We start from the raw sequence: 7,429 nt of genomic DNA, 5'->3' as shown, positions 1-7,429 counted from the left end.
AGATCCCGTTCCGTGAGGATGTGGAACTGGGAATCATGATCGAGACACCGGCTGCCGTTATGATGAGCCGTGAGCTTGCAAAAGAAGTGGATTTCTTCAGCGTAGGAACCAACGATCTGACCCAGTACACACTGGCGATCGACCGTCAGAACCAGAAGCTGGATGCATTCTACGATCCGCACCACCCGGCAGTCCTTGCAATGATCCGCATGGCAGCCGAAAATGCCCACGCAGAAGGGAAATGGATCGGAATCTGCGGCGAACTCGGAGCAGACCTCGAACTGACTGAAGAATTCCTTGCCATGGGACTGGACGAATTATCTGTCTCTCCGGCAATGGTACTTCCGCTCAGAAAGAAGATCAGAGAGAGCAAATAAAGACTGGTTACAGATACGGTGAACAAGAACAACAAACAAGAGTCTGTTCTTCACAGATTCTGTAAAAAAATAACATCCAACAAACTAACGGGGCTAAGCACGATTCATCGTGCAACAGCCCCGTTCTGCTTTTATCCATTTTTTCCCGGAAGTCATTTCACACCCGACAGAAAACAGCCAGCAAATCTGGCATTATCTATTGGCTCCATTCCAATTTTTGTGCAATGGAGATGAGACTCAGCAATCGTGGAAGCCTCTGCTGAACACGATTGCCGCCCTCAGAGGCTCATCGGAATGCCCTGCACAAAGGAATGGAGCCAATAGATAATGCCAGATTTGCGTCCTTTTTTCAACAACATTTTTTTGACTTTCCCTACATTCTCTGCTAGGATAAAACCAGAACCAAACCACGTTTTCGGGGGAATGATATATGTACAGAGTAAGCAAGATATTGAACAATAATGGTGTGATCGCAATCAATACAGAGGATAACCAGGAATACGTCCTTCTCGGTAAAGGAATTGGCTTTGGAAAGAAGGTCAGTCAGCGTTTTGAAGTGACAGAAGATACAGCAACTTACCGCCTGACCGAACAGACAGACAGAGGATCTGCCAAATCTCTGGTGCAGGAGATGGATCCGGAATTTCTGGAGATTGCGGATGAGGTGATCCGGGAAGCAGAAAAAGTTTTCGGGAAAGTAGACCGTCGGATCATGATCCCGCTGGCAGATCATATTTCCTTTGCTGTTTCGCGAATCCGGAATCAGGAGCAGATCAGCAATCCACTGACAGATGATATCAGAGTACTTTTTCATAATGAATTTCAGGTGGCATCCGTACTCAGGGATATTTTGCAGAAGAGAATGCAGATAACGATCGATGAACATGAAATCGGATATGTGGCACTTCACATTCATTCGGCAATTGAGGATGAAAAAGTATCTGTGGCAATGCAGACGGCCCGTGCAGTGAGAGAATGTATTGAAATGATCGAAAAAGAAACAGGGGAGAAAATCGATGTGATTTCCCTTTCCTACAATCGTCTGATGAATCATATCAAATATATGGTAGCGCGTGCCCTGACAGGGGAAGATCTCCGTATCAATATGAATGATTATATAGAATCCAAATTTCCGGAAGCGTATATGACTGCGAAAAAAGTCTGTGATATGCTTGGGAAGAGTATTGGAAAAGAGCTTGATGAGATAGAAATCGGGTATCTGGCAATGCATATTGAGCGGATATACAGAGAAGAAATAAAGGCATAACAGAGGAACCGGCTTTTGTCAAAAGATTGACACTACAGGGAAACAAATGGTATAATCGGACCAGAGTTTGAACATTAGTCTAAGAAGAAAGGTTGGTGCAGTAATGGCTACAAAAGAACAGATGGAAAAGGTAAAGGATATTGTTGTGAAGCTCCGTTATCTGGAGTGTATGGATAATATCATTTACTATGACAGATGGAATAACTGCCCGAAGGACGGATTTGATTATGAAGGGAAAGTCGGAGCATATCTGACAGAGCTTTCTAATGAGAAACTGACGAGCAAAGAGACAAAAGAATTGGTAGAGTCACTGGAAGGAGAGACAGCTTTTGATTCCGATACAGACAAAGGTATGGTACGCTATCTGATCGGAAAGTATAAAGAAGCAGTACAGATTCCGGCAAGCCTGCAGGGGGAATTGAATCAGGCAAATGCAGATGGACAGCTGGCATGGGGAAAATGTTATGAGGCAGATGATTTTGAAAGCTTTAAGCCGGTACTGAAAAAGCAGTTTGATTTACAGGAGAAGATAGCAACAGCGATCAATCCGGATGAAAAACCGTATCAGGTCCTGGTAAACCGGTTTGATAAGGATTATCGTCTGGAAGAGATTGATGCAATTCTGGCAAAAATCAAAGATGCTGTCTGCGAAATTTTAAATGCGGTAAGAGAAGAGCAGAGTAAGATTGATGATTCCATTCTGGAATGTGAAGCAGATCATGATACGGTACTTCGTGTTGTGAAGAAAGCGCAGGAGATCCTGGGACTTGATAAAGATAAGAGCACTTTATTTGAAATCCATCATCCGGTATGTGTCTGTACCGGACCGCGTGATTCCAGACCATCCACAAACTGTGATGAGCTGATCCATGCGATTCTGGCAGTGGTTCATGAGACCGGACACGGACTTTATAATTATAATGCGAACGATGAGGTCGCAGAAAGCGGACTCTGGGGCGGAATTGAAGGCGCAATGCATGAATCCCAGTCCAGATTCTACGAGAATCATGTGGGAAGAACCAGAGAATTCTGGGAGAACCTGTACCCATATCTGCAACAGGAAGTGCCAAAATACAAAGAGATTTCTCTGGATACATTTCTTGCCGCACTCAATAAAGTAAAACCGGGACTGATCCGTCTGAAAGCGGATGAACTTACCAATACTCTGCATATCATCATCCGCTACGAAATTGAAAAAGAATATTTCGAAGGAAAACTGACAGTGGATACAATTGAAGAAGCATGGAACAGAAAATATCAGGAATATCTGGGATTTACTCCAAAGAATCATCAGGAAGGAATCCTGCAGGATGTGCACTGGGCTTCCGGATGTGTAGGATATTTCCAGGGATATGCACTTGGAGATGCTTACGCAGCACAGTTTGCTCATAAGCTTCTTACTGATTGTCCGGATGCATTTGAAAAGCTGGAAAAAGGAGACTCATCTGTAATCGGAAACTGGTTAAAAGAACATATTCACCAGTACGGACAGACCTATTCTGCGCGTGAGATGCTCGAAAAAGCAACAGGAGAAGAGTTGAATACCGATTATTATATTGAATATCTGAAAGAAAAATATTTACACTAAGCGCAGAGAGTAGGAGGATTGACCAATGAATAAAGAATTTTACGCAGGAAATCGTAAGAGCCTGTATCAGAAACTTGAAGCGGGATCTTTGGTGGTTGTATTCAGTGGACATGCACCGATCAAGACCAATGATGAGAATTATCCGTTTTTTACAAATCGTAACTTCTTGTATCTGACAGGAATCGAGCAGGAAAATATTGTACTGATGGCTTATGTCGGAGAGGGAACAATTGAAGAAACTCTGTATCTTCTTCCTCCGGATGCATTTGCAGAACGCTGGACCGGAAGACGTATAAAAGAAGAGGAAGCAGAAGAACTTTCCGGAATCACGAATTACAAATATGTGGCAGCATTCCGGAATGATCTTTCCAGACAATTATTTTCTGGCAATGTAAAGAAAGTTTATCTTGATTTTGACAAGGTTTATGAAAATACACCGGCAGTAGAAGCATACCGTCTTGGTAATTATCTGAAAGAACATGCTCCGTTTGTTGGACTTGGCAACCTTCATCCGATCATGAAGCAGCTTCGCCTGATCAAGAAACCATGCGAGATCGAGGCAATGAAGAAAGCGGAAACTATCACAAAGGCCGGAATCGAAGCAATGATGAAAGCATCTAAACCGGGAATGTACGAATACCAGTATAAAGCAGAATTTGATTATGCACTGGCTCAGAGGGGAGTGCTTTCACCAGGATTTCCGTCTATCATTTCCTCAGGAAAGAACAACTTTAAAATTCATTATTATGATTATCGCGGACAGGCACAGGATGGAGATATGATCCTGAATGACGTTGGTGCTGTATGGGATTATGAGATCAACGATGTATCCAGGGCGTTTCCGTGCAATGGAAGATTTAATGACCGCCAGAAACTGCTTTATGAGTGCATTTACAATACTTCAGAATATATGTTCAGTACACTGAAACCGGGTGTACCACTTCTGGATGTGGATAAGATCATCCGTAAATATACATTTGAACAGTTAAAAGAAGCCGGAGTATGCAAAAATTTTGAAGATATTGGAACTTACATGTGGCACGGTGGAGCACATCATGTTGGATTTGATGTACATGACGTGGTAGAAGGAAGCGGACTTGCTGTACCGGGTGTTGTATTCTGTGTAGATATCGGTGTTTACCATGAAGAATGGGGCATTGGATTCCGTCTGGAAGATAACTGCCTGATCACAGAAGACGGATGTGAAAATCTGTCAAGAGCAATCCCGAGACAGATCGATGAGATTGAAGCGTTTATGGGACGCAGATAAATAGAAAACAGGAAAAGAGGGAGCTGTATAGAAAATTACGGTTCCCTTTTTCTAAAATATGGAGAGCCAGGATATGGAAAATAGAAAATCACGGAAAAGTACATTTCTTTATGTAATACTTTTAACTTTATGTGTACCACTTGCATATGTATATCTTATTCTTGTTACGAGACTGCTGGATAAAATCCCGGATGGACATATCGGATTAACGCTGGTGCTTGTGTTTCTTCCACTGCTTTTTTACTGGGGGCTTGTGGCAGTTGTGGGAATCATAAATATTGGACAGTCATTTAAATTATACAAAACGGGGAATCCGATTGAATGTGTGAACCGTATGCTGATCCATAAATATGGGCTGGTTGTCTTTTTTTGTGTGAATTTTCTGGTTTTGGTCATTTATTATTTTTTTGTAAGTATGGCAGTGCTGGTAGGAAGCCGGGGAGCCGCGATAATCTTTGCTCCGGTATTGCTGCCGTGGCTGATTGCAGCGGTCGTTTTTTCGGCTGTTGCGACATGGCTTGCTATTTTACCGGGAAGCTTTTATGGGATCCAGGTGATCCGTATGACCTATAAAAGTGGGAAAATAGGGTTTGCCGAGGCAGTTGTACATACGGTATTCCAGTTTTTCTTTCTGTTTGATGTGCTGGATGCAATGTATCTTGCAACGGGAAAATGGGGAAGAGGAAAAAAGAGTTCTGCAATTATAGGGTGTGTGTATCTGTTTGTGGTTTTTGCAACCGTATACCTGATAATTAAAATGAAATCGATGTTTTAACAAAAGTTAGCAAGAATTCTCCTTCTTCTACAGGTGGGAGATGAATTGCAGAAAAAGAATGCAGAACACTTGTTCTGTATCGTGAAGTATGGTATATTATAATCAGTCGAAAGAATAGAAAGGACTGATTATATGGATAAAATGGATCATAATGCACATTCAGTGTATTTGATGTATTATCTCTGATCATGGTTGTAAAATACCGAAGAAAAGTAATAGATGATCCGATTTCGGAACGTGCAAAAGAGATTTGGGAACGTATTGCACCTGATTATGGAATCACACTGGAAGAATGGAATCATTCAGGAGCCAAAGTTTCTGCCTGTTGACAGCGGGTGGGGCACCGATTGATGTTATCCGTAATTATATTGAGACGCAGGGAGCGAAAAAAAGATGAATATAGCTTATCGTTTTCGTATATATCCAAACAGAGAACAGGAAGTTCTGCTCGCAAAAACATTTGGCTGCTGTCGTTTTTTATATAATCAGATGTTGAATGATAAGATACGGGAATATGAAGCATCAAAAAAAATGCTGCGAAATACACCGGCGATGTATAAAAAAGCATATCCATTTTTGAAAGAAGTGGATTCCCTGGCACTTGCAAATGTGCAGCTGCATCTGGAAAAGGCATATAAGAATTTTTTCAGGGATCCAAAGGTTGGCTTTCCAAAATTCAAATCAAAACACAGGAGCAGAAAAAGCTATACGACAAATGTGGTCAATGGAAATATTCAGGTAGCAGACCATCGGATAAAACTTCCGAAACTGAAATGGATCCGTATGAAAAAACATCGTGATATTCCAGAAAAATATTGCCTGAAATTCGTAACAATCAGTATGGAACCGTCCGGAAAGTATTATGCAAGCCTTTTATATGAAAAATCTGACTGTGAAAACCAAGCAGAAGAATTTGATTATGAAGACGCAAAGATACTTGGAATTGATTATGCAATGCATGGAATGGCTGTGTTTTCTGAAGATATACAGAGAGAAAATGAAGGATATTTCAGAAAAAGTGAGGAGCGGCTGGCAAGGGAACAGAGAAAGTTATCCCATTGCGTGAAAGGAAGCAACAATTATTACCGACAGAAAAACCGTGTTGCATTATGTCATGAAAAAATCCGAAACCAGAGGAAAGATTTTCTGCATAAACTGAGTCAAGAAATAGCAGAGGTATATGATGTTGTTGCAGTAGAAGATATTGACATGAAAGCAATGAGCCAGTGTATGCATTTTGGAAAAAGTGTCATGGACAACAGTTATGGAAAGTTCCGGGAATTGCTGGAATATAAGCTGACATGGAGAGGAAAGAGATTGGTATGTGTAGACCGTTTTTTCCCTTCCAGTAGAAAATGCTGTAAATGTGGCAATATAAAGAAAGAACTGAAACTATCGGACAGAGTATATCTTTGTACATGTGGAAATCGGATAGATCGGGATCTGAATGCGGCAATCAATATACGTGAAGAAGCACGCCGTATGTTGTTAGCAGGATAAATGGAAAGTGTCTGTATCCAGACAATGAAAATATCCCATAACTGGGTAAAATGAATCGCGGGGCACGCGAGGATAGCTTGTAGATACTTGGCTCAGTAGAGCCATTGAGCAAGAAGCCCTCACTTCAAAATCTGTGATTTAAGTGGTGGGAGCATGTCACAATATAAGCAGTTGTATCAGAGTATATTGGTACGGCTGCTTTTTGTAAATGTGAAATGGAAAAGGAAATGGATGGCTGAACCGGAATACTGAACTGAAGCACCAAACTGTCGGAATATTCTGAATTGCGCAAAATATAAAAACAACGTTGACAATTCGGAAATACCGTGTTAAGATAACATTCGTTCGCTGATCGAGACAGAGACTAAGGAGTGGCATGCAGAGGTCATACGGGCAAATATTTCGAAGAATTGCAAGATTTTTGAACAGATGAGTCTGGAAAATTCAGATAAAACTGCAAAGAAAAATGAATTGCAAAAACAAATAAAAAAGCTGTTGACAATCTTGGATGGATATGATATTCTGTTAAAGCTGTCGCGTGAGGAACTGCTTCGCAACAGCAAAAAAAATAAAAAAGTTGTTGACAAACATGAAACGCTTTGATATAATATAAAAGCTGTCGCATGAAACGGCAACAACAAAAAAGAACATT

6 protein-coding genes and 1 pseudogene are annotated in these 7,429 nt (G+C 41.2%); all 7 read left to right on the top strand.

All coding sequences use genetic code 11. From position 1 onward, the window contains the following. Window positions 1–377 (top strand): putative PEP-binding protein (locus tag G4407_RS15635; RefSeq protein WP_330586108.1); only part of this gene is annotated, 377 nt, incomplete at its 5' end. Between the two features lie 430 nt (window positions 378–807). Next, the gene (locus tag G4407_RS15630; protein WP_173689619.1) at window positions 808–1,644 is read left to right on the top strand and encodes a PRD domain-containing protein; all 837 of its coding nucleotides are present in this window, start codon (window positions 808–810) and stop codon (window positions 1,642–1,644) included. A gap of 103 nt (window positions 1,645–1,747) precedes the next feature. Next, window positions 1,748–3,232 (top strand): carboxypeptidase M32, encoded by a 1,485-nt coding sequence (locus G4407_RS15625; RefSeq protein WP_173689618.1) that lies wholly within the window; start codon window positions 1,748–1,750, stop codon window positions 3,230–3,232. A 25-nt stretch (window positions 3,233–3,257) separates the two neighbouring features. Then, window positions 3,258–4,502, top strand: a complete 1,245-nt coding sequence (locus G4407_RS15620) for an aminopeptidase P N-terminal domain-containing protein (RefSeq protein ID WP_173689617.1) — start codon at window positions 3,258–3,260, stop codon at window positions 4,500–4,502. A 73-nt stretch (window positions 4,503–4,575) separates the two neighbouring features. Further along, a complete protein-coding gene (locus G4407_RS15615; RefSeq protein ID WP_173689616.1) occupies window positions 4,576–5,277 on the top strand; it encodes a hypothetical protein in 702 nt (233 codons plus the stop codon). Window positions 5,278–5,409: 132 nt separating this feature from the next. Next, window positions 5,410–5,674 (top strand): annotated as a pseudogene (locus G4407_RS15610) (IS200/IS605 family transposase). Next, complete coding sequence (locus G4407_RS15605) at window positions 5,671–6,777, top strand: RNA-guided endonuclease TnpB family protein (RefSeq protein WP_173689615.1); 1,107 nt, start codon at window positions 5,671–5,673, stop codon at window positions 6,775–6,777. Before G4407_RS15610 ends, G4407_RS15605 begins: the two are co-directional and overlap by 4 nt. Window positions 6,778–7,429: the final 652 nt, after the last annotated feature.

Origin of the sequence: Allocoprococcus comes, assembly GCF_013300725.1 — a bacterium.
In the GTDB taxonomy this organism is placed as follows: Bacteria; Bacillota; Clostridia; order Lachnospirales; family Lachnospiraceae; genus Allocoprococcus; species Allocoprococcus comes_A.
The sequence above is the reverse complement of the archived record's forward strand: the minus strand, read 5'-3'. Positions and strand labels throughout refer to the sequence as shown.